The organism is Allobosea vaviloviae, assembly GCF_001298265.1.
GTDB classification, from domain to species: Bacteria; Pseudomonadota; Alphaproteobacteria; order Rhizobiales; family Beijerinckiaceae; genus Allobosea; species Allobosea vaviloviae_B.
Genome location: NZ_LGSZ01000028.1, coordinates 94,823 through 113,851, shown reverse-complemented (window position 1 = coordinate 113,851; position 19,029 = coordinate 94,823). Strand labels below are relative to the sequence as shown.

Genomic DNA, 19,029 nt, shown 5'->3' with positions numbered 1-19,029 from the left:
TTTCGCGACAGGCGGAACCTGCTCGTCGTCACTCGCCCTTGTCGAGCGAGATGTCCGGGGCGGTCGGCACCTTCATGCCGACGACGTGGTAGCCGGCATCGACATGCAGGATTTCGCCGGTGATGCCACGCGACATGTCGGAAACGAGGAACACGGCGGTCTCGCCGACCTCCTCGATCGTGACCGTGCGGCGCAGCGGCGAATTGTATTCGTTCCAGCGCAGGATGTAGCGGAAATCGCCGATGCCGGAGGCGGCCAGCGTCTTGATCGGCCCGGCCGAGATCGCGTTGACGCGGATCTTCGAAGGGCCGAGATCGGCCGCCAGATACTGCACGCTCGACTCCAGGGCGGCCTTGGCGACGCCCATGACGTTGTAGTGCGGCATCCATTTCTCGGCGCCGTAATAGGTCAGCGTCAGCATCGAGCCGCCATCGGTCATCAGCTTCTCGGCGCGCTGGGTTACGGCGGTGAAGGAGTAGCAGGAAATCAGCAGCGACTTGGTGAAGTTGGCTTCCGTGGTCTCGACATAGCGCCCGGTCAGTTCGTCCTTGTCGGAGAAGGCGATGCAGTGGACGACGAAGTCGAGCTTGCCCCAGAGCTTTTCGATCTCGGCGAAGACTGAGTCGATCGAGGCGGAATCGGTGACGTCGCAATGGCCGACGACATGGCCGCCAAGCTGCTTGGCCAGCGGCTCGACGCGCTTCTTCAGGGCATCGCCCTGATAGGTGAAGGCGAGCTCGGCGCCGGCATCGGCGGCGGCTTTCGCGATACCCCAAGCGATCGAGCGGTTGTTGGCGACGCCCATGACGAGGCCCCGCTTGCCCTTGAGCAGATTGGCGGTCGGCAGGGCGGCGGCGTTGGAATCAGGCATCTGGGACCCGCGAACTGGATAAAGTTGAGGGGGTCTCTTAGAACATGGCGAAGAAAAGTGGAAACCGGTTTTGCCGATGGCATGCGCCGGGTGGCAGCCGCAGCGCCGGCTTGCGCTGCGTGCCCTATTCTGCCCGTGCCTTCATCAGCGCCGTCAGCTCGGCATCGCTCTCTGGCATCTCGATGTCGATGGCGACGAAGAGGTCGCCGGCCGCGCCGCCTTCGGCCTTCAGCCCCTTGCCGCGCAGGCGGAACGAGCGGGTCGTGCCCGTCAGCGGCGGGATCTTCATCTCCACCGTGCCGGTCAGGGTCGGGACATGGATCGGCCCGCCCAGCACTGCCTGCGCAAGCGGAACGGTGACCCGCGTGCGCAAATCGTTGCCCTCGGCGACGAAGCGCGGATCCGGCTTGACCTTGATCGTCATCAGCACGTCGCCGGTCTGGCCCGAATGCGGGTCGGTCTGGCCGAGACCACGCAGACGCATCACCTTGCCGTCGGTGACGCCCTCGGGAATCGTGACCTCGACCTCGCGCCCGCCCGGCAGCCGGACGCGGCGCGTCGCGCCTGAGACCGCCTGGGCCAGCGTCACCTCCAGCGTGAAGCTCTGCTCCGGCGGCTTGTGCGCCTCGGCGCGGGCCTGGCCCTGGCGCCGGGCAGCATCGCCGAAGAGCGAGCCGAAGATGTCGGCGGGATCGAAACCAGCGCCCGCACCCGCGCCCGCTCCCGCGCCAAAGGGATGGCCCCGGCCTCCCTGGCCGAAATTGAATTCGAAGCCGCCGGCGCGGCCGCCGCGGCCTGCGCCCATGCCCTCGAAGCCCTGGAATTTCGGCTTGCCCTCGGCGTCGATCTGGCCGGCGTCGAACTGCTTGCGCTTGGCTTCGTCGCCGACGATCTCATAGGCGCCGTTGAGCTCCGAGAAGCGGTCCTGGGCCTTGGGATCGTCCCGGTTGCGGTCGGGATGCAGATCCTTGGCGCGGCGGCGATAGGCCTTCTTGATCTCCGCTTCTGTCGCCGTGCGGGCGACACCCAAAATCTGATACGGGTCGCGCATTCATGAACCCCATTGGCACTGCTGAGAGGCCGGCCGCGACGAAGGCGAAGGCCGATCCTGATCTCCAAGCCTTATCTGGGAATGGTGTGGCCTGAACGCAACAGCTGGCGACGCAGGATATTGGCCGACGACAGCAGCCGCTATCAGATCGAGCCCTTCCAGGGCTCTATGTCCTTGACCAACCATTCCCCGCCCGACGGCCGGCAGGCAGTTCCCTGGAGCTTGGCAGGTTTTGTCTGCGTCTGCACGCTGGCGATGAAGGCGCGGCAGATCTCGTCGGAGCGCAGGAACGGGCCGCCGACGGGAATGAAGGAGCCCTTCACGCCGCTTTGCGGGTTGTCCCAGGAGACGGCGGCGCCGTTGCCTTGCGGATCGAGCGCGACCGCCATGGCACCGTCGGCGCGCCTCATATCTTCGGGGCCGAGTTCGGAGGCGAGCGAGGCCAGCGCGCCCGGCTTGGAGGAGCCCCGCGCCGGCAGCACGGATGAGGTCGTGACGACCTCGTCCTCGGCCTTGCTCGAGAGGCCCAGAATCGGAAAGGAGACGGAGCACCCGGCGCCGATGAGGCCAAGGCAGGCGGCGCCCACGGCAGCGATTCGGCGCATAGCGGGAGCGCGCCGCGGAAGGCTTTGGAACGCTCCCGTCGCTGCCCTATATAGTCGTGTCGATTTGACCAAGATCACCGCTCGCGCTCGCCCAAACGCAACACCCCAATTCAACGAGGATTAGACACGTGGAACGGTTAACGAGCGGTGACTTCACGGCGGAGCAGGATCCTTTCGCGCTGTTTCAGGTCTGGTTCGACGAAGCGAAGACGTCCGAACCCAACGATCCCCACGCGATGGCGCTCTCGACGGTCGATGCCGACGGCATGCCCAACAGCCGGATGGTGCTTCTGAATGGGCGCGACGGCGAGGATTTCGTCTTCTACACCAACACGCAGAGCCAGAAGGGCGAGGAACTGCTCGGCCAGCCGAAGGCTGCCGCCCTGTTCCACTGGAAGAGCTTGCGCCGCCAGATCCGCATTCGCGGCCACGTCTCAATCGTCAGCGAGGAGATGGCCGACGCCTATTTTCAGTCACGCCCGCGCGACAGCCGCATCGGCGCCTGGGCCTCGCAGCAGTCGCGCCCGCTGGAAAGCCGTTTCGCGCTGGAAAAGGCTGTGGCCGTCCAGGCCGCGAAGTTCGGGCTGGGCACGATCCCGCGGCCGCCGCATTGGACCGGCTTCCGCATCACGCCGGTCTATCTCGAGTTCTGGAAGGATGGCGCCTTCCGGCTGCATGACCGTGTCGTTTTCCGCCGCGCCTCCGCCGGCGAGCCCTGGGCGCGTGCCCGCTTGTACCCTTGAGGATCAAAAGCCAGATGGCGATGCCCGTATTCAACTTCCCCAAGACCGAGGCGGGCAAGCGCCCGGTCATGCTGCTGACGGGAGCGAGTCGCGGCATCGGCCACGCCACCGTGATGCAGTTCGCGATGGCGGGCTGGCGCATCCTGTCCTGCTCGCGCCAGGCCTTCTCCGACAAATGTCCCTGGCCTTCCGGCGCCGACGACCATGTCCAGATCGATCTCGGCGACCCCGAGGACACGATGCGCGGCATCGCCGAGATCAAGAAACGGCTTGCGGCCGAGGGCGGCAAGCTCAATGCGCTGGTCAACAATGCGGGCATCTCGCCGAAGGGGCCGGAGGGCGCAAGGCTGGGTGCGGCGACGACCTCGTTCAACGACTGGCACAAGGTCTTCCAGGTCAATTTCTTCGCGCCGATCATGCTGGCGCGCGGCCTGCTCGACGAGCTGACGACCGCCAAGGGCGCGATCGTCAACGTCACCTCGATCGCGGGCTCGCGCGTGCATCCCTTCGCTGGCGCGGCCTACGCGACCTCGAAGGCGGCCCTTGCCAGCCTGACCCGCGAAATGGCGTCGGATTTCGGGCCGCTGGGCATCCGCGTCAATTCGATCTCGCCAGGCGAGATCGACACGGCCATCCTCTCGCCCGGCACGGAAAAGATCGTCGCGACCCTGCCGCTCGGGCGGCTCGGCAAGACCGAGGAGGTGGCCCGCGCGATCCATTTCCTCTGCACCGACGCGTCGAGCTACGTCACGGGCGCCGAACTGCATATCAATGGTGGGCAGCACGTATGAGTGCGGGGGTCTGACGATGAGCGGCGAGGGCGGTCAGGTCATCCGCTTCCCGGCGACGGGAAAGGCGCCGATGCGGCCGGTGCTGGCGGCCTCCGTCGCCGTGTTCCGGGACGGCAAGGTCCTGCTCGCGACGCGCACGAAGCCGCCCGCCGACCAGCTCTGGTCATTGCCGGGAGGAAAGGTCGAGGTCGGCGAAACGCTTGAAGAGGCGGCCTTGCGCGAACTGCAGGAGGAGGTCGGCGTCAGCGCGCGCATCGTCGGCTTCAACCGCCATGTCGAGATCTTCGGCCGCGATGGCGCAGGCAAGGCCACGCATCATTTCGTCGTCGCGTCTTTCGTGGGTGAATGGCTCTCGGGCGAGCCGCAAACCGGGCCGGAGGCGGGCGCGGTGATGTGGGCCGATCCGTTGAAGCTCGGCGGGCTGGCGACGACGCGCGAACTCGCCGATGTGCTGCGCCGGGCTCGCATGATCCTGCTCGATGCCGGGACCCGCGCATGAAGCGCGCCGCTCTGTGCCTGCTCGCGGTGCTGACAGGCGTGCTGCCGGGCTCCATTCTGGCGCAGCAGCGCCCGCCGGCGACAACCAAGTCGGCGGAGCCCGCGCCCGAGCCGCCACCGCCGCCTTACGAGCCGCAACTGCTCAAATTGTCCGAGATCATGGGCTCGCTTGCCTATCTGCGCACGCTCTGCGCCGGCAAGGAGGCGCAGGACTGGCGCGACCGGATGGCGGCGCTGGTCGAGGCGGAAGGGCGCACGCCGGCGCGGCGCGAACGGTTGACGGCTGCGTATAATCGCGGCTTCAGGGCCTATTCGCTGACGCACCGCGCTTGTACCGAGGGCAGCCAGGAGGCATCGACGCGCCTGGCCGGCGAGGGAGAGCGTCTCGCGCGCGTCCTGGCCAGCCGCTATGGCGGATAGGTGACAGGGCGCGCCGAACCGCGGCCTTGCACCGGATTCGGTTGGCTGCGTTAACCTTTCCTAAAGGGGGCGGTAGCGTCCCGCTCTGGCACGGCCTATGATTCTGGCAATCCCGATCGTAGCGAAGCGGGCCGGAACTGGCGCGATCCGCGCCAGGAAACCAGCTTCGCGCAACAACAAGCCGATCAAAAGCAAGCCGCAGAGTTCTCGCCTTCATGTCCATCATTTCAGACGACCTGCCGCTTGACCTGGCCACGGCCGAGGACAGCCATGACGCGCGCCGCGTCGCCTATGGCTATGTCGAAGACGCCTTCACCGAAGCGCAGCAGGACGGGCTCGACAGCGACGCGCTGGCCCATGCAGCGCTCTTTGCCGCGTTCCGCACCTTGGTCGAGACCTATGGCGAGGAGGCGACGGCCGTCTTCGCCGAGGGGCTGGGGGACAAGGTCCGTACCGGCGCGTTCAGCAGCGGCACCCGCCACTGAGCCGGACCGCACCGCTGCCCTTGACGGTTGCGGCAGTCCCTCTATCGTGACAAGCGATCAAGGTTCTTCGGCCGTTCTCGACCGAAGCTAAGAGGGAATTCGGTGAGGCGCGTCCTGTGCGCTGATGCCGAGGCTGCCCCCGCAACTGTAAGCGGCGAGCCTTCCGTCCATCGTCCACTGGCGCAACCAGCGCTGGGAAGGCCGGGCGGAGCAGGCGTCGACCCGCGAGCCAGGAGACCTGCCCTGATCGACTGAACGGTCTTTCGGGCGGGGTGTCCTGATGGGTCGTGCGCGAAGGGGCGGGGTGTCATCTCCGCCGATCCGTCGCGCACGTCCGTCGCCAGCCTCCGCCGTCATCACGGGGTTAGCGATGATACAGACATTCCTCTCGTTTGATTTCCGAAGCGGCCGGGTAATCCCGTACGCTGACTCCCGCATTGTGGCCCGAGGTGATTGTAATGTTATTACATATCATCTAAGCGGTGACGCCGGCTCGAGATCCTGGGCCGAGCCGTCCCGTCGCCCTATCCAGCCGGAGCCCGCAATGCCCCGACACGCCCGTGTCTTCCAACGCTGCCTGCATGCGCTGATCATCGCCCTCCCGGTCCTCGCGGGCGGCGTCGTTCCGGCCCGCGCGCAGGCGACGCGCTATCCGGTCACGGTCGAGAATTGCGGCCACCAGGTCACCTTCGAGAAGGCGCCGCAGCGCGTCGTCGCGATCGGCCAGACCCAGACGGAGATCCTGTATGCGCTGGGCCTTGGCGACCGGGTCGTCGGCACGGCGGTCTGGTTCAGCCCGGTGGCGAAGCGCTTCGAGGCGGTCAATGCCAAGGTCAAGCGCCTCGCCGACAACGATCCGAGCTTCGAGGCCGTCGTCGCGCAGGAGCCCGATCTCGTCACGGCGATGTTCGAATGGCATGTCGGGCCCAATGGCATCGTCGGCAAGCGCGACCAGTTCGCCAAGGTCAAGGTGCCGGCCTATGTCTCGCCGACCGATTGCGTCGGCAAGGACAATTCAGGGGGCGGCGACGGCATCCGCACCCAGACGTTCACGATGGAGCTGGTCTATCGCAACATCCGCGAATTCGGGCAGATCTTCGATGTCGCCGAGCGGGCCGATGCCTTGATCGCGGAACTCAGGGCGCGCGAGGCAAAAGCCGTCGCGGCCGTTGCGGGCAATGCCGCCAGGGATATTCCGGTGACCGTCTGGTTCTCGAGCAAGGACGTCAAGGGCGATGCGTTCCTCGCCGGGAAGAATGGCGTGCCGGCCTATATCCTGGCCAAGCTCGGCGCACGCAACATCATCATGACCAATGAGGAATGGCCGCTTGTGGGCTGGGAGAGCGTGGCTGCCGCCAATCCGGCCGTCATCGTCGTGGTGAAGATGGATCGGCGCCGCTTTCCCGCCGACGATATCGACCTCAAACTGAGCTTCCTCAAGACCGATGCGGTCGCGAGCAAGCTGGACGCGGTGAAGAACAACCGCATCGTCGTGATGGATGTCGGCGCCACCCGCGCCGGGCTCGATACCGTCGACGGCATCGAGGCGCTCGCCAAGGGCATCGAGAGCTTCGGGCTTTCCAAGTGATCCTGGTCGATGCGAAGCGGAGGACGCCGGGCCTCTCTCCTGGGAGCCGGCTCCTGTGAGTCACGCGCCGATCGAGCCCAACTGGCCGGCGCGCATCGCGATCGCCTTGGCGGCGCTGCTGGCGCTGATCACAGCGCTCGCGCTCGCGGTGACCATCGGCGAGATGAAGATCTCGCTATCGACCGCCTTCCAGGCGCTCGGCAACGGCGTGCTCGATCTCGGCTATCCGGTCAGCGCGATCCAGCAGGGCGTGATCTTCGACTACCGCCTGAGCCGGGCTCTGCTGGCGGCGCTCTGCGGGGGCACGCTGGCGCTGTCGGGCGCGATCCTGCAAGCGCTGCTGCGCAACCCCCTGGCCGAGCCCTATATTCTCGGCATCTCGGCAGGGGCCTCGACGGGGGCGGTCGCCGTGATGATCCTCGGCTTTGGCGGAGCCGTCCTGACGATCTCCGGCGGCGCCTTCATCGGGGCCGTGGTGGCCCTGCTGGTCGTGGCGCTGCTGGCGACGGGGGCGGGCGGCTCGAGCGACCGGGTGATCCTGGCCGGTGTCGCCGGGTCGCAGCTCTTCAACGCGGCGACGGCGACCATCGTCACGACGCTCGCCAATGCCGAACAGGCGCGCGGCGTTATGTTCTGGCTGCTCGGCAATTTCGGTGGCGTCCGATGGCCCGATGTCTGGGTCGCGACGCCGGTCGCATTGATCTGCTTTGCCGTCTGCATGCTGCACGCCAAGGTGCTCGACGCCTTCGCCTTCGGGGCGGATGCGGCGGCCTCGCTCGGCGTCGCGGTGACGCGGGTGCGGATCGTGCTGTTTGCGACGACGGCGGTGATGACGGCGACCATGGTCTCGATCGTCGGCACGGTCGGCTTCGTCGGCTTGGTCATTCCGCATGCGGCGCGGTTTCTCGTCGGGCCGGCGCATGCGCGGCTTTTGCCCGCCTGCCTGGTGATCGGCGCGATCTTCATGATCCTCGCCGACATCCTGTCGCGCATCCTGGTTCCGCAACAGATCCTGCCGATCGGTGTCGTTACCGCGCTGTTCGGCGCACCTGCCTTCGCGCTGATCCTCTATCGTGCCAGGCGTCCGACATGACGCTGGCGGCCCATGACATCCGTTGGAGCGCGGCGCGGCGAATGATCGTCGATGGGGTGACGCTAACGGCGGAACCCGGGCGGATTCTCGGGCTGATCGGACCCAACGGCTCCGGCAAATCGAGCTTGCTGCGGCTGCTCTGCCGCCTGCGCAAGGTCGAGAGCGGCGTCGTCACGCTCGACGACCGCGACCTCGCCACGATGCCGCGGCGCGATCTCGCCAAGCGGCTGGCCTTCGTCGAGCAGCAGGCGTCGACGGAGGTTCAGCTGTCGGTCTGCGATGTGGTCAAGCTCGGGCGGACGCCGCATCGCGGCGCGCTCGCCTCCTGGACGGATGCCGACGAAGAAGCCGTCGAGGCGGCGCTCGCGCGCGTCGATATGAGCGAGCGGCACGACCAGCCCTGGCAAACGCTGTCGGGCGGCGAGCGCCAGCGCGTCCATATCGCCCGCGCGCTCGCCCAGGAGCCGCGCGAACTGATCCTGGACGAGCCGACCAACCATCTCGACATCCAGCACCAGCTCTCGATCCTGGCGCTGCTGCGGCAGCTCGGCGTCACCTGCATCATCGCCCTGCACGACCTCAACCTCGCATCGCTTTTCTGCGACGAGATCGCGGTGCTGCATGGAGGCAAGGTTGTGGCGTCGGGAGCGCCTCCGGAGGTGCTGACCGAAGACCTGATCGCACGCGTCTTCGGCGTCGCCGTCAGCATTCGCGAGGGCGCCTCGGGCCGGCGCCATATCGAATACCTGATCGATCCGCCGCAGATGGGTACGCCGCGATGATGGAGGCGACGACGCAAGCCGAGGTCACGGCCTACTGGAATGCGCGCGCGCCGGCCTTCGATGGCGTCGCGTCCCATGTCGCCCAAGGCGGAGTCTGGCGCGACGTGCTGGCGGCGGCCTTCGGGGCAGGCGGCCCCCGTGATGTGGTCGATCTCGGCAGCGGAACCGGCGCCTGCGCTCTCATCGCCGCCTCGCTCGGCCATCGCGTGCGGGGCTATGACGGTTCGGAAGGCATGCTTGCGGTCGCGCGCGCAGCGGCGGAGGCGGCCGGGCTTTCCGTGTCATTCGATGCGGCGGTGATAGACCAGGCTGCGATTGAGCCGGCGTCCGCCGACATCGTGACGCTGCGCAATGTGCTGTGGACGCTGGAGCAGCCGATGGTGGCGCTGGCACAGGCGCATGCCGCCTTGCGTCCGGGCGGGATGGTCCTGGTCTCGGACGGGCTCTGGTCCGTCGCACCGCAATTCCGTTCGACCTATGACCCTGCTCTCGCGGCCCGCCTGCCGTGGCATGGTGGGCTGACCGAGGCGGATGCCAGGCGGATGCTGGCGGAGACTGGCTTCGGCGATGCCCGCTCCTGGCAGCATCTGTTCGCGTCGCCGCCTTATCCGGGCGATGTCCCGATGTTCGTTCTGAGCGCGCGCAAAGCGTAGCGCACGGTTGGTTCAGGCCGGGATCGTTCCTATCTGATGGCGGGGAGAAACGGTCGCCGATGCGGGCGCGTTCCTCCGGAAGAGGATGGCGATGGATCAGCATCAGGATGCGCCGGTGGTCGAGAATGTCGCCGCCAACCGATTCGAGATGGCGTTTCCCGGCGGGCTCGCCTTCGCCAGCTTTCGCCGCGATGGCGAGCGGCTGATCGTGACGCATGTCGAGGTGCCGACGGCGTTCAATGGCCAGGGACTGGGGTCGCGGCTTGTCCACGGCATCTTTGAGATGGCGCGGGCAAGCGGTCGCAGCGTCGTGCCGGCCTGCTCTTTTGCCGCCGCCTGGACGAGCCGCCATCCGGAATTCTCCGACGTGCTCGCGCGGTGAGCGATGGCCTCTCGAATCGTGCGCAGCCGGGGCGGTCGGTGCCCCGGTCGGCCGGGCAACAGGAGCTTCGCGCCGCGTTTAAGCGGCTGGAGCGCGACCTGCCGAAACGCCTCGCGTCGACCTTGCGCTGGCTTCGCCATCCGGCGTCTCGCTGGGCGCGGCTTCCCGCAGGCCTTGCCCTGATTTTCGGCGGGATCTTCTCGTTTCTGCCGATCCTCGGCGTCTGGATGCTGCCGCTCGGACTGATGCTGATCGCGGCCGACGTCCCGTTCCTGCAGCGGCCGATGGCCCGTTTCACCATGTGGGTGATGGACCGGGTCGACGGTTTCAGGAAGACGCGCGCCTAGCCTCTCGCCAAGGCCCGGTCGGTCGATTGTCTCGCGGTATCCGGGCGACGGATTGCGTCGCCCGCGGCTGATCGCGCCATGCCGGTGCTCCCGCGCGGAACATCTTGGCCGACCCCATGGTTATGGCGGCACGCGCGCTGCTGCGCATGTCTGAAATGGGGGCTGTCATGGACAGTATCATTTATCTCGTCGGTCTCGTCGTGGTCGTTCTGGCCATCCTGTCCTTCCTCGGTCTTCGGTAAGGGGTACGCCCATGTCACTCGGTTCAACCGACGTCGTCGTCGTCTCCCCTCCCGGCTCCGAAGCATCGTCGGGCTCCTATCTCGAATGGAGCCCGATCTTCGGCGGCGCTGTGCTCTCGGCCGCGATCTCGACGATCATGGCTGCATTCGGCTCCGCTATCGGCCTGTCGCTGGTTTCAGCCGAAACCTCGCGCTCGACCAGCATGGTGGCGCTTGCCGTCGCCGCCGCCCTCTGGGCGCTCTGGGTGACCGTCTCTGCCTGCGGCGCCGGCGGCTACCTTGCCGGCCGGATGCGCAAGCCTCTGGCTGAATCCAGCTCGCATGAACGCGGTGTCCGCGACGGCGCGCATGGCCTCGTGGTCTGGGCCGTTGGCGCGCTGCTGGTTGCCTTCATCACCTCCTCCTCGCTGATCGGGGCGGCGAAGACCGCCGCGACGGGCGCTGCTGCGGTCGCAGGCGGCGCCGGGACGCTGATCAGCCAGCAGGCCGACCCTCTCGCCTCGGCGCTTGACGGCATCATGCGCTCGAACGGTACGGCGCCGGTGACTCAGGGCGAGCGCGAGGAGGCATCGCGCATCCTCGTCCGCAGCCTTGCAAATGGCAGCATCGAACCTTCCGACCGGCAATATGTCGCCTCGCGCATCGCGACGCGGATGAACATTCCGCAGGCCGACGCAGAGAAGCGCATCGACGACGCCTATGCCCAGCTCAACCAGGCCAAGGAGACCGCCAAGCAGGCGGCCGAGAAGGCGCGCAAGACCGCTGTCATCGTCGCCTTCCTGACGGCGGCCGTGCTGCTGGTCGGCGCTGCGGCGGCCTATCTCGCCGCCATGCTCGGCGGGCGTCATCGCGATGAAGAGATCGACCTGTTCGGGCGTGGCTGATTAACCGCTTGCCGATCACGACAGCAGAAGGCGCCGCCGGGCGCCTTCTTTTTTGTGTCGGGGCCGGGAGCTGCGCAGCGTCTGTGCAGAGCGGCACGCCAGAGCGCCGTCATGCCCGGCGCCAAGCGGATCAGGGCAAAGCAGGCCGGGCCGCAGCGGCTGCCATGATCGCGGGCAGCCACCCGATCGCGCTTGCGCCGAAGATCACCGCGCGCTCGTCCTCGCGGGCTTGGAAGAAGGGATAGAGCGCCTCGACCCGGGGCGCCGCCTTGGCATAGTCGAGCTGCGACAACATCACCGGCTTGGCGAGACCCGGATAGAGGCGCGGCGGGCTGACGACGGTGTTGCCCCAGAGCCGGCGATAGAACGGATAATGCTCCGGCCGGACCGCAGCCAGCATGATGTCGGCGCCGAAATGCTCCATTGCCAGCCAGGGCAGGCGCAGGGTCAGATAGGCGAGCTCCGGCAATTCGCGCGACCACCGCGCATCGGCCACGAAGCGAGTGGGGTCGACGAGCACACGCCCGGCCTCGATCTGCGGGAGCACGGTTTCCGGAAAGACCTTGGCCGTCGGGATATCCGGCATGCCTGCGCCGGAGATGCTGAGGCGGATGGCGCCGGCCAGCTCCCCATCGGCGTAGACACCGAAGATGAAGCAGTTCGGCTGGTCGTCCACCGCATCGGTGAACCGTTCATCGGCGCTGCGCGCGATCGCGCCTTCGCGCAGATAGGCCTGGTAGCGCAGCGCGAAAATGCGTTCGCGATCCGGTTCGCTGACGGCCAGTCGGTAATCGATCCGCTCCAGCGCGCGCAACACCCTGTCAGTCAGCGACAACATCTGATGAGCGAGGGCATGGGACATGATGCAACCGTGGGCAAAGGTTAATTTCAATTAATCTTTGCTGCTGGGTCGCGGCAGCGTCAAGCAACCGCGTGCATAAGAATTAGGCGCATGTCCGCTATGACGGCCGTGTGTTGCAGATGTGACGTTTCTTTAGCCGGCGCGGGGGGTCTTCAGGGCGCGATGCGGCGCGACGGCGTGCGTTTGACGGCCTGTGTGAGCGAATTCGCCGCAAATGCCCTGATCAGGTCGCGCACGAGCGGCGTCGCCTGGGGGCGCGCGAGCAGATAGCCTTGAACTTCGTCGATTGCTCCCATCCTCGTCAGCCCGTCGAGCTGCTCGGAGGTTTCGACACCCTCGGCCACGACCGTGAGCCCGAGTTCCTTGCAGAGGCGGGCGATACCGACCAGCAGGGTCTGGTCCTTCTGCGTCTCGCGGCCTCCCGAGACGAAGGAGCGGTCGATCTTGATCTTCTGCAGCGGGAAGGACTGAAGGTAGCTCAGGCTGGAATAGCCCGTGCCGAAATCGTCGAGCGCGATCTGCACGCCGAGATCGCGCAGCCGCGTCAGCGTCGACAGGGCCTGCGCGTCGTCATGCATCAGGGCCGATTCCGTCAGCTCGATCACGAGCCTGGACGCGCTCAGTCCCGACCTTGCGAGAGCCTGGGCGACGTCGTTCACGATGACGTCGCCGTGAAAATGGATCGCCGAGATGTTGACTGCGACCGAGACGCTGGCCGGCCACAGCATTGCCTCGCGGCAGGCCTTGCCCAGCACGACGCGACCGATCTGCGTGATCAGCCCGACCTCCTCGGCAATGCCGATGAAGTCGCCCGGTGCAATCATGCCCTTCTCGGGATGGCGCCAGCGCAGCAGCGCTTCGCAACTGGTGATCCTGCCCGAGCCGATCGCGACGATCGGCTGGTAGAACATCTGGAACTGGTCGCTCGCCAGCGCTTCGCGGAGATCGAGTTCGACGATGCGCCGCGTGCGCGCAGCTTCGATCATGCTTCTATCGTAGAAGCGCGCGCAGCCGCGGCCGCTCGACTTGGCCGCATAAAGCGCGAGATCGGCATTGCGGATGACGATGTCGGCGTCGCGCCCGTCATCGGGGCTGATGGCGATGCCGATGCTGGCGCTGCTGACGATGGCATTGCCGTCGATCTCATAGGGCTGAGTCAGGCTGGCACTGACGCGCGTGGTGATCTGTTCGAGCGCCTGGCGATCGACGAGATCTGGAATGACCACCACGAATTCGTCGCCGCCGAGCCGTGCGATCAGGGATGCGGCACCAAGGAGCGCGCTGAGCCGGCGGGCCACCTCGATCAGCAGGGCGTCGCCAGAGGGGTGGCCGAGCGTGTCGTTGACCTTCTTGAAGTGGTCGAGATCGATGAACAGGATGGCCAGACTCTGGTCGCCCTCGGCCATCAGGGTCTGAAGATGTGTCTTCAGCAGGCTGCGGTTGGGCAGGCCGGTCAGCGGGTCGTAATGCGCGAGCTGGCGGATCTTGTCCTCCTGCAGGCGCTGTTCGGTGACGTCCTCGATCACGACGACGGTGCCGGTGACGCCCGATGTCCGGAACGTCAGGTCGAGGACGCGGCCATTTGCAAGGCGCGTGGTGAGCCTGGCCTCGCTATGATCGCGCAAGGCCAGGCGGGCGGCCATGACGAGGCTGCGCAACTGGGCGCGGCCGATCAGCCCGGAGCGCTGGCTGCGGACCAGGAAGCGCCCAATGCCGCGACCCGGTTCAGCGAGTCCGGCAGGCAGGCCGACGATGGCCGGCAGGCGGCGGTTGACGAGCGACAACCGCCCGTCGCGCTCGAACATGCACAGGCCATGCGCCATGTTGTCCAGCGCGGCTTCGAGGCGCGCCGCCAGGAGGCGTTCGCGCTTGGCCGAGACGATGGCCGTCGTGAGTGTCGCGCGAAGCTTGTCGGCGATGCTCTTGAAGCTCAGAAGGAATGGGCCCAGCACGCAGGCAACGACAGCGTAGTGGGCGTTGCCTGCGAGCATGAGACCGGCGAGCAGCGGCACGCCCGCGCAGGTCAGCTGGGTCGCGACCAGAATGCGGCTGCCATAGTTGCGGCCGGCGACGCCGATGAGGTTGGCCAGCGTCATCGAGAAGGCGAGGAGCTGGACCGGCGGACTGGCGGGAATCGCGAAGGTGAGAAAGCACCAGATCCCGAGAACGAAGACATAGACCGAGGCAAAGACGGTGTAGCGTCTCTCCCAGCGGGAGGCGTCGCCGCGATCGCGCATCCCGTGCCCGGCCGACTTGAACTGCGCGACGTCCGCAGCCCGGATCAGCGCCACGCAGAGCAGAATGGCGGCGCAGGCATAGAATGCCGGATGGCTCGTCAACAGAGCGCTCAGAATAGCCGCCAAGACCGTCCCGCTGGACCCTACGATCAGGGTCCGCGCATCGGCATACAGCGAGCGCACAAGCGAAATATAGACCTCGTCGCGCAAACCCTGATCGACCACGCGAGGAGAGGTGTTGGATGGCATCTCGAATCCTTGTGAGACAGCTTGGCGCAACATCCGCCCTTACAGTTAAGATGGTGTTGTATTTGGCAGGCTGCGCGGCCAATGCGCGTCTGCCTCACTGATGATCGCGCAGACTGAATTAAGGCCTCGGTGAGGCCCGCCATGCCAGGGTTGGTTCCGGCGATGCGTTGCGTCACACTGGAGTCCGATCCATGCCTCTTTCAACGGAGTTGTCCGGCATCCCCATCGAATTGCGGGCAGGTGCGTCCTATGGGCCGGGCCTGCCGTGCGCCTCATGCCTGTTCGACATGGGGGAGGCGTCGGGCATGGTGGGCGGCGAGCCGTGTGCGCTCAAGGCGACGCTGCTGCGGAGATCCGCGCGAGGGTCGGGCACGACCGGCGTCGCGTCCGGCTGCACCGGGTTTGCTCCGGGCTATGCCGAGGCCGGCGAGGAACGGGCGTCGGACTTCGCCGATGGCATCACACGCATCCTGTCCTGATCGGCACAACGGCTGCCCGATCACCCTGCGCTCAGGGCGGCGAGCCTTGTCATGAGGGCATGGCCGCCCGCATGCAGATCGCGCGCGCGACCTCGAAGGACTTTTTGAAGGCGGGGATCGGCAGGAACTCGAAACGCGAGTGGAAATTATAGGCGCCGGTGAAGAAATTCGGCGTCGGAATCCCTCTCGCCGACAGGGCCGCGCCGTCGGTGCCGCCACGCATCGGGATCAGCTTGGGCTCGATCTGCAATTCGGCCATCGCCGCCATCAGCAACGCGACCGGGCGGCGGTCGTCCCCCAGGCTGTCGGAGATGTTGCCATATGTGTCGGTGACGCTGCATTCGACGCGGCCGGTCGGATAGCGCCTTGCGATCTCGTGAGCGACGTCGGTGATCCGCCGCTTGCGCCATGCGAAGCGATCGCGGTCGAATTCGCGGATCATCGCCTTGAGGCGAGCCTGCCCGGCATGGCCGGTGATCTCGTTGAACCAGACATACCCCTCGCGGCCTTCGGTGCGCTCCGGCGTCTCGGCGCGATCGAACGTGGCGATGAAGTCATGGGCCATCAGCAGCGGATTGACCATTACGCCCTTGGCGGACATCGGATGGGCGCTGACGCCGGTGAAGACGATCTCGGCGGCCGCGGCGTTGAAGTTCTCGATCACGACTTCGCCGAGTTCGCAGCTGTCGATCGTGTAGGCGAAGTCACAGGGGAAGCGTGCGAGGTCGAGCGCCTTCGCGCCGCGCAGGCCGATCTCCTCGTCGGGCACGAAGGCAATGAGGATGTCGCCATGGGCATCGTCGGGACGAAGCGTCGCCAGCAGCGTCATGACGATGGCGACCGCCGCCTTGTTGTCTGCGCCCAGAACGCTGGTGCCGTCGCCCGCGATGATGTCCGTGCCGCGCCATGGCGCGATCTCGGGATGCTCGGCGACGCGCAGCCAAATGTCCTGCTGCGGGTTCAGGCAGAGGTCTTCGCCTTCGAAGCGCAGGATCTGCGGGTTGATCGCGGGCGACAGGCCGACATCGACCGTGTCGAGATGGGCGATGAAACCGATTTTCGGTGCGTCCGGCCGCGTGCCGCGCTTCCGCGCCGTGACGGTCGCGTGCTCGTCTATGGCGACGTTCTCGAGCCCGAGGCCGCGCAGTTCGTCCGCCAGCATGTCGGCGAGCCGCTGCTGGCCCTGCGTGCTCGGCAGGGTGGTCGCGCTGGCATCGCTCTGGCTCTCGACCGCGACATAGCGGAAGAAGCGCTCGATCAGTTGCTGGCGAACGGACATGGCGTCTCCCTGGCGTCGGCTCGGCGCCGAACCCTCGTCAGGCGTTCTCGCGCTGCTCCCGCATACTGAAGTCCCGGCCGGGAATCGAGGCCAGCAGCGCCCTGGTATAGGCGTGCTGCGGATCGCCGAAGACCTCGCCGATCGGCCCGCTCTCGACGACCTCGCCATTCTTCATCACCGCGACGAGGTCGCAGACCTGGGCCGCGACGCGTAGGTCGTGCGTGATGAAGACGATCGAGAGCCCAAGCCGCTGGCGCAGTTCGGCCAGCAGCTTCAGCACCTGTGCCTGGACGGAGACGTCGAGCGCCGAGACCGGCTCGTCGGCGACGAGCACGCGCGGCTCCAGCGCCAGAGCACGCGCCAGGCCGATGCGCTGGCGCTGGCCGCCGGAAAACTCATGCGGGTAGCGGTCGATCGCCGACGGGTCGAGGCCGACCAGCGCGAACAGCTCGCGGGCACGGGCGAGTGCCTGTGCGCGCGGCGTGCCATGCACGATCAGGCCCTGAGCGACGGCGTCGCCCGCCTTGCGGCGCGGGTTGAGCGAGGCGAAGGGGTCCTGGAAGACCATCTGGATATGGCGCGTGGCCTCGCGCAATTCGGATTTGGAGAGGCTGGCGAGATCGGTGCCCGAGATTCGGATCGCGCCGCAGTCTGGATCGATCAGGCGCACGAGGCAGCGCGCCAGCGTCGATTTCCCCGAACCGGACTCGCCGACGATGCCGAGCGTCGCGCCCTTGGGCAGGACGAGCGAGACATCCTTGACCGCATGGGTGACGCGCTGGCCGCGGCCGAGGAATCCGCCGGTGCGGTAGGTCTTGGAGACGTGTTCGATGGACAGGATCGGCTCGGGGCTGAGCTCGCGGGCGGGTGGCGCCTTGAGCGGCGGCACGGCTGCAATGAGTTGCTTCGTATAGGCGTGCTGCGGGTCGCCGAGCACCTGCGCCGCCGTGCCCTGCTCGACGACGCGGCCTTGGCTCATCACCGCGACGCGGTCGGCGATCTCGGCGACGACGCCGAAATCATGGGTGATGAACAGGACGGCGGTGCCCTTGCGCTTCTGCAGGTCGCGGACGAGTTCGAGGATCTGGGCCTGAGTGGTGACGTCGAGCGCTGTCGTCGGTTCGTCGGCGATCAGCACCTTGGGATCGAGGGCGAGCGCCATCGCGATCATGGCGCGCTGGCGCTGGCCGCCCGATAGTTCGTGCGGATAGGCCTTCGCCGCGGCGACCGGATCGGGGATGGCGACCTCTTCGAGCAGGCCCTGCACTCGGTCCCTGATCTGCGCCTTGCCGAGATCGGTGTGGAGCGTGAACATCTCTCCGATCTGGTCGCCGATGGTGATCAGCGGGTTCAGCGCCGTCATCGGCTCCTGGAAGATCATCGCGATGCCGGCGCCGCGGACCTTGCGCATCTCCGGCTCGCTCAGGCCCGCGAGATCGCGGCCCTCGAACAAAATGCGCCCGGCATCGATGGCGACGCCCGGCGGCAGCAGGCGCATCACGGCATTGGCCGTCATCGACTTGCCCGAGCCGGATTCACCGACGACACAGAGGATCTCGTTGGCGTGGAGCGACAGCGAGACCTCGCTCATCGCATGGGGCCGGTCGGCATTCCGGGGCAGGCTGACGCTGACGCCGTCGAGGGTGAGGATCGCGCTCATCGGCCCTTCAGCCTCGGGTTCAGCGCATCGTTCAGGCCTTGCCCGACGAGCGAGACGGCAAGCACGGTGACCAGGATGGCGACGCCGGGAATGGCCGAGACATACCATTGCACCCGCAGCACGTCGCGGCCGGCGCCGATCAAATTGCCCCAGGAGGCGACGTTGGGGTCCGACAGCTTGAGGAAGGCGAGCGCGCTCTCGAGCAGGATCGCGATCGCCATCACCACGCTGGCATAGACGATGACGGGCGGCAGCGCGTTGGGAAGGATCTCGCCGAAGATCAGCTTGACGTCGCGCAGGCCCAGCGTGCGGCCGGCCTGGACGAATTCGCGGTTGCGCAGCGAGAGGAACTCGGCCCGCGTCAGCCGCGCCGAGGCTGGCCAGGAAACGATGCCGATCGCGACCGTGACCGTGGTGATGGTCGAGCCGAAGACGGCGACGAGGACCAGCAGCAGGATGAAGTTCGGCAGGGTCTGGAAGGCCTCGGTGACGCGCATCAGGATGGTGTCGACCCAGTCGCCGTAATAGCCGGCCAGTGCGCCGATGGTGATGCCGATCAGGACCGAGATGACGGTCGCGACCAGCCCGATCAGCAGCGAGATGCGCGCGCCGTGGAAGATCTGGGCGGCGATGTCGCGGCCGGAATTGTCGGTGCCGAGCAGGAAGCGCGGATTGGCGAACGGCCAGATCAGCGGCCGCCCGGCCAGCGCCAGCGGATCGCGCGGGTAGAACCAGTCGGCGCTCACGGCCATCGCCAGGACGAGGATCAGCAGCAGGAGGCCGATCACGGCTGGCGGGCTGCGGAAATAGAGCCTGAGGAAGGACATC

22 protein-coding genes and 1 riboswitch are annotated in these 19,029 nt (G+C 66.9%); of the genes, 14 read left to right on the top strand and 8 right to left on the bottom strand.

The window, feature by feature from the left end; genetic code table 11:
- Positions 1 to 28: 28 nt before the first annotated feature.
- The 3 genes from fabI to AE618_RS07135 form a co-directional block, all read right to left on the bottom strand.
- Positions 29 to 871: an enoyl-ACP reductase FabI gene (gene fabI, locus AE618_RS07145; protein ID WP_054208364.1), complete on the bottom strand. Its 843-nt coding sequence runs from the start codon at positions 869 to 871 to the stop codon at positions 29 to 31.
- Positions 872 to 995: 124 nt separating this feature from the next.
- Entirely contained in the window at positions 996 to 1,922 is a 927-nt protein-coding gene (locus tag AE618_RS07140; RefSeq protein ID WP_054208363.1) for a DnaJ C-terminal domain-containing protein, read from the bottom strand.
- Positions 1,923 to 2,065: 143 nt separating this feature from the next.
- Positions 2,066 to 2,527 carry an RT0821/Lpp0805 family surface protein gene (locus AE618_RS07135; protein WP_082365066.1) on the bottom strand — a complete coding sequence of 154 codons (462 nt, stop codon included), beginning with the start codon at positions 2,525 to 2,527 and terminating at the stop codon, positions 2,066 to 2,068.
- A gap of 128 nt (positions 2,528 to 2,655) precedes the next feature.
- Here AE618_RS07135 and pdxH point away from each other — a divergent pair, with 128 nt between their 5' ends.
- The 13 genes from pdxH (at position 2,656) to AE618_RS07075 (ending at position 11,435) form a co-directional block, all read left to right on the top strand.
- The gene (gene pdxH / locus AE618_RS07130) at positions 2,656 to 3,270 is read left to right on the top strand and encodes a pyridoxamine 5'-phosphate oxidase (RefSeq protein ID WP_054208362.1); all 615 of its coding nucleotides are present in this window, start codon (positions 2,656 to 2,658) and stop codon (positions 3,268 to 3,270) included.
- A gap of 14 nt (positions 3,271 to 3,284) precedes the next feature.
- Positions 3,285 to 4,061 (top strand): SDR family NAD(P)-dependent oxidoreductase, encoded by a 777-nt coding sequence (locus AE618_RS07125; protein WP_054208361.1) that lies wholly within the window; start codon positions 3,285 to 3,287, stop codon positions 4,059 to 4,061.
- Positions 4,062 to 4,077: 16 nt separating this feature from the next.
- Positions 4,078 to 4,560, top strand: a complete 483-nt coding sequence (locus tag AE618_RS07120) for an NUDIX hydrolase (RefSeq protein WP_082365065.1) — start codon at positions 4,078 to 4,080, stop codon at positions 4,558 to 4,560.
- Complete coding sequence (locus AE618_RS07115) at positions 4,557 to 4,979, top strand: TIGR02301 family protein (RefSeq protein ID WP_054208360.1); 423 nt, start codon at positions 4,557 to 4,559, stop codon at positions 4,977 to 4,979. The genes AE618_RS07120 and AE618_RS07115 overlap by 4 nt, the downstream gene beginning before the upstream one ends.
- A 215-nt stretch (positions 4,980 to 5,194) precedes the next feature.
- Positions 5,195 to 5,464, top strand: a complete 270-nt coding sequence (locus AE618_RS07110; RefSeq protein ID WP_054208359.1) for a hypothetical protein — start codon at positions 5,195 to 5,197, stop codon at positions 5,462 to 5,464.
- Between the two features lie 43 nt (positions 5,465 to 5,507).
- Positions 5,508 to 5,724: riboswitch (cobalamin riboswitch) on the top strand.
- Positions 5,725 to 6,008: 284 nt separating this feature from the next.
- Positions 6,009 to 7,052 carry an ABC transporter substrate-binding protein gene (locus AE618_RS07105; RefSeq protein WP_054208358.1) on the top strand — a complete coding sequence of 348 codons (1,044 nt, stop codon included), beginning with the start codon at positions 6,009 to 6,011 and terminating at the stop codon, positions 7,050 to 7,052.
- 55 nt (positions 7,053 to 7,107) lie between these two features.
- The gene (locus tag AE618_RS07100; protein WP_054208357.1) at positions 7,108 to 8,145 is read left to right on the top strand and encodes a FecCD family ABC transporter permease; all 1,038 of its coding nucleotides are present in this window, start codon (positions 7,108 to 7,110) and stop codon (positions 8,143 to 8,145) included.
- Positions 8,142 to 8,927, top strand: a complete 786-nt coding sequence (locus AE618_RS07095) for an ABC transporter ATP-binding protein (protein WP_054208356.1) — start codon at positions 8,142 to 8,144, stop codon at positions 8,925 to 8,927. The genes AE618_RS07100 and AE618_RS07095 overlap by 4 nt, the downstream gene beginning before the upstream one ends.
- Positions 8,924 to 9,580, top strand: coding sequence for a class I SAM-dependent methyltransferase (locus AE618_RS07090; RefSeq protein ID WP_054208355.1), 657 nt, complete (start codon positions 8,924 to 8,926; stop codon positions 9,578 to 9,580). The genes AE618_RS07095 and AE618_RS07090 overlap by 4 nt, the downstream gene beginning before the upstream one ends.
- A gap of 91 nt (positions 9,581 to 9,671) precedes the next feature.
- Positions 9,672 to 9,962: a GNAT family N-acetyltransferase gene (locus AE618_RS07085; RefSeq protein ID WP_197280701.1), complete on the top strand. Its 291-nt coding sequence runs from the start codon at positions 9,672 to 9,674 to the stop codon at positions 9,960 to 9,962.
- Positions 9,959 to 10,309, top strand: a complete 351-nt coding sequence (locus AE618_RS07080; protein WP_432704493.1) for a hypothetical protein — start codon at positions 9,959 to 9,961, stop codon at positions 10,307 to 10,309. The genes AE618_RS07085 and AE618_RS07080 overlap by 4 nt, the downstream gene beginning before the upstream one ends.
- A 104-nt stretch (positions 10,310 to 10,413) precedes the next feature.
- Positions 10,414 to 10,551, top strand: coding sequence for a hypothetical protein (locus AE618_RS27865; protein WP_156330157.1), 138 nt, complete (start codon positions 10,414 to 10,416; stop codon positions 10,549 to 10,551).
- A gap of 11 nt (positions 10,552 to 10,562) precedes the next feature.
- Positions 10,563 to 11,435 (top strand): hypothetical protein, encoded by an 873-nt coding sequence (locus AE618_RS07075; RefSeq protein ID WP_054208353.1) that lies wholly within the window; start codon positions 10,563 to 10,565, stop codon positions 11,433 to 11,435.
- A gap of 130 nt (positions 11,436 to 11,565) precedes the next feature.
- Here the strand turns inward: AE618_RS07075 and AE618_RS07070 are convergent, their stop codons facing one another.
- Both AE618_RS07070 and AE618_RS07065 read right to left on the bottom strand, forming a co-directional pair.
- Positions 11,566 to 12,297, bottom strand: coding sequence for an N-acyl amino acid synthase FeeM domain-containing protein (locus AE618_RS07070; protein WP_054208352.1), 732 nt, complete (start codon positions 12,295 to 12,297; stop codon positions 11,566 to 11,568).
- Between the two features lie 152 nt (positions 12,298 to 12,449).
- A complete protein-coding gene (locus AE618_RS07065) occupies positions 12,450 to 14,783 on the bottom strand; it encodes a putative bifunctional diguanylate cyclase/phosphodiesterase (RefSeq protein ID WP_197280700.1) in 2,334 nt (777 codons plus the stop codon).
- Positions 14,784 to 14,974: 191 nt separating this feature from the next.
- Here AE618_RS07065 and AE618_RS07060 point away from each other — a divergent pair, with 191 nt between their 5' ends.
- On the top strand, positions 14,975 to 15,262 hold the full coding sequence (locus tag AE618_RS07060; protein ID WP_054208350.1) for a hypothetical protein: 288 nt from the start codon (positions 14,975 to 14,977) through the stop codon (positions 15,260 to 15,262).
- A gap of 49 nt (positions 15,263 to 15,311) precedes the next feature.
- Here AE618_RS07060 and pepT read toward each other — a convergent pair whose 3' ends face one another.
- Genes pepT through AE618_RS07045 form a run of 3 tightly spaced genes read right to left on the bottom strand, consistent with a single transcriptional unit; the run spans position 15,312 to position 19,028 of the window.
- Complete coding sequence (gene pepT / locus AE618_RS07055; RefSeq protein ID WP_054208349.1) at positions 15,312 to 16,541, bottom strand: peptidase T; 1,230 nt, start codon at positions 16,539 to 16,541, stop codon at positions 15,312 to 15,314.
- Between the two features lie 37 nt (positions 16,542 to 16,578).
- On the bottom strand, positions 16,579 to 18,201 hold the full coding sequence (locus tag AE618_RS07050; protein ID WP_054208348.1) for an ABC transporter ATP-binding protein: 1,623 nt from the start codon (positions 18,199 to 18,201) through the stop codon (positions 16,579 to 16,581).
- Positions 18,198 to 19,028: an ABC transporter permease gene (locus tag AE618_RS07045; RefSeq protein WP_054208347.1), complete on the bottom strand. Its 831-nt coding sequence runs from the start codon at positions 19,026 to 19,028 to the stop codon at positions 18,198 to 18,200. The genes AE618_RS07050 and AE618_RS07045 overlap by 4 nt, the downstream gene beginning before the upstream one ends.
- Between the last annotated feature and the right edge of the window lies 1 nt (position 19,029).

What these genes read in the sequence shown, in the direction of transcription:
- fabI (WP_054208364.1), bottom strand. Translation starts at nt 871, where the DNA reads ATGCCTGATTCCAACGCCGCCGCCCTGCCGACCGCCAATCTGCTCAAG.
- AE618_RS07140 (WP_054208363.1), bottom strand. Translation starts at nt 1,922, where the DNA reads ATGCGCGACCCGTATCAGATTTTGGGTGTCGCCCGCACGGCGACAGAA.
- AE618_RS07135 (WP_082365066.1), bottom strand. Translation starts at nt 2,527, where the DNA reads ATGCGCCGAATCGCTGCCGTGGGCGCCGCCTGCCTTGGCCTCATCGGC.
- AE618_RS07125 (WP_054208361.1), top strand. Translation starts at nt 3,285, where the DNA reads ATGGCGATGCCCGTATTCAACTTCCCCAAGACCGAGGCGGGCAAGCGC.
- AE618_RS07120 (WP_082365065.1), top strand. Translation starts at nt 4,078, where the DNA reads ATGAGCGGCGAGGGCGGTCAGGTCATCCGCTTCCCGGCGACGGGAAAG.
- AE618_RS07115 (WP_054208360.1), top strand. Translation starts at nt 4,557, where the DNA reads ATGAAGCGCGCCGCTCTGTGCCTGCTCGCGGTGCTGACAGGCGTGCTG.
- AE618_RS07110 (WP_054208359.1), top strand. Translation starts at nt 5,195, where the DNA reads ATGTCCATCATTTCAGACGACCTGCCGCTTGACCTGGCCACGGCCGAG.
- AE618_RS07105 (WP_054208358.1), top strand. Translation starts at nt 6,009, where the DNA reads ATGCCCCGACACGCCCGTGTCTTCCAACGCTGCCTGCATGCGCTGATC.
- AE618_RS07095 (WP_054208356.1), top strand. Translation starts at nt 8,142, where the DNA reads ATGACGCTGGCGGCCCATGACATCCGTTGGAGCGCGGCGCGGCGAATG.
- AE618_RS07090 (WP_054208355.1), top strand. Translation starts at nt 8,924, where the DNA reads ATGATGGAGGCGACGACGCAAGCCGAGGTCACGGCCTACTGGAATGCG.
- AE618_RS07085 (WP_197280701.1), top strand. Translation starts at nt 9,672, where the DNA reads ATGGATCAGCATCAGGATGCGCCGGTGGTCGAGAATGTCGCCGCCAAC.
- AE618_RS07075 (WP_054208353.1), top strand. Translation starts at nt 10,563, where the DNA reads ATGTCACTCGGTTCAACCGACGTCGTCGTCGTCTCCCCTCCCGGCTCC.
- AE618_RS07070 (WP_054208352.1), bottom strand. Translation starts at nt 12,297, where the DNA reads ATGTCCCATGCCCTCGCTCATCAGATGTTGTCGCTGACTGACAGGGTG.
- AE618_RS07065 (WP_197280700.1), bottom strand. Translation starts at nt 14,783, where the DNA reads ATGCCATCCAACACCTCTCCTCGCGTGGTCGATCAGGGTTTGCGCGAC.
- AE618_RS07060 (WP_054208350.1), top strand. Translation starts at nt 14,975, where the DNA reads ATGCCTCTTTCAACGGAGTTGTCCGGCATCCCCATCGAATTGCGGGCA.
- pepT (WP_054208349.1), bottom strand. Translation starts at nt 16,541, where the DNA reads ATGTCCGTTCGCCAGCAACTGATCGAGCGCTTCTTCCGCTATGTCGCG.
- AE618_RS07050 (WP_054208348.1), bottom strand. Translation starts at nt 18,201, where the DNA reads ATGAGCGCGATCCTCACCCTCGACGGCGTCAGCGTCAGCCTGCCCCGG.
- AE618_RS07045 (WP_054208347.1), bottom strand. Translation starts at nt 19,028, where the DNA reads ATGTCCTTCCTCAGGCTCTATTTCCGCAGCCCGCCAGCCGTGATCGGC.